Annotated in this window: 1 protein-coding gene; it reads right to left on the bottom strand. The window is 39.8% G+C overall.

All coding sequences use genetic code 11. The annotated features are described in order from the left end of the window. The coding region (locus tag AMDU4_RS04685; RefSeq protein WP_290704218.1) for a hypothetical protein at positions 1-1197 on the bottom strand (1197 nt) is incomplete at its 3' end. Positions 1198-1321: the final 124 nt, after the last annotated feature.

Raw genomic sequence — 1321 nt, forward strand, 5'->3', positions numbered from 1 at the left:
AGCGGAGACGTAATAATTTCCAGGTTTAAGTGATATATTATAGAACGCACCGTTATATGTAGGCACTATCATGCCATTGATAACAAGTGTTGCTCCAGTAGGTGTGATTGTACCCTTCAGAAAACCATAACCAGTTGACTCCATTGGAATATTTGTGCTGCTTAAGGACAAACTTTCATTCATTATCATAGTGTGTCCATTAGCTGACATGGAAAAATTAATATTGCCAAGTGCCAACACACCAGAAGTTGAATCAATGTAAAATGTAAAATTTACTTGATTTGATGAACTAAAAACTTTATCGGTTACGAAAGTTCCAGCAGGAACCGTTACTGTAACACCAGTTTCCACGGTAGCATTCTTGACAGGCATATTTATTCCCGGAGGAACTTTCCCTGCATTCAACTGATTCAGGTCAGTTAAATTTAAAACGGGGAGATTTCCGGGATTTTGGAAGGTCCCGTTGCAATTACCCGGGGAAACGGAGGACTCTGTCATGTTTGTAGTGACATTTGCCGTGAAGTTTCCATTCGGAGTGATAGATATAATCTCATATTTCGTATACCCCGTGGTGGTCCTCATCCCTACTGTAAATGGTGGAGGCAAGGAAAGGGGAACATTTGTAGCAGTGATCTGTGCAGTAGCATTGTAAATGGATGTATTGGCTGTGGCATTAAGGTAAAGTCCACTTCCGTAGGATACGTAATAACTCTCGTTAATGTAGGGACTAATCATAATATACTGATCACTCTTTATTGTCTTATCAAGGGCAGTATAATTTACCGCATTTCTGATGGTTATGTTACTAGCAGATGCTACTCCGGAACCATAACCTAACATACCAGTATCCATGGAATATAAGGATTGAGTTGAAAGAGCAGGAAAAGGAGTGCCACTTCCTGGAATTCCTATGGAAGGTGCAGGCATGCCTACGTCAGCGCTTGTATTATTAGTATACTCAATGGAGGATGTAGATTTTCCCGATATATTTTCAAATATCGCATACTTTACAGAATAAGTCAATGATGTGGTATTTACATTGAATATAGTGGCATTGTAATTGCCTGTCGTCGTAGAAGATGATGATGACATATTGAAAGTATAACTTGCATATGCTCCATTGAACAACCATTGAGGTACGATTGAATAAATGTTGTATGGGGGAGTGTTAGTTGATTGGATAACTGAATAGTTCATATATGCGCCATCGAATCCCCAAAGCGGTGTTGATGAAGGAGATGGAGTATATATAGAATATGGAGAAGATGACGGGGAAGATGAGGTACTGATTGGCGATGCCAGCGGTGACACATTCATCAGA

The organism is Ferroplasma sp. Type II, from assembly GCF_000496155.1.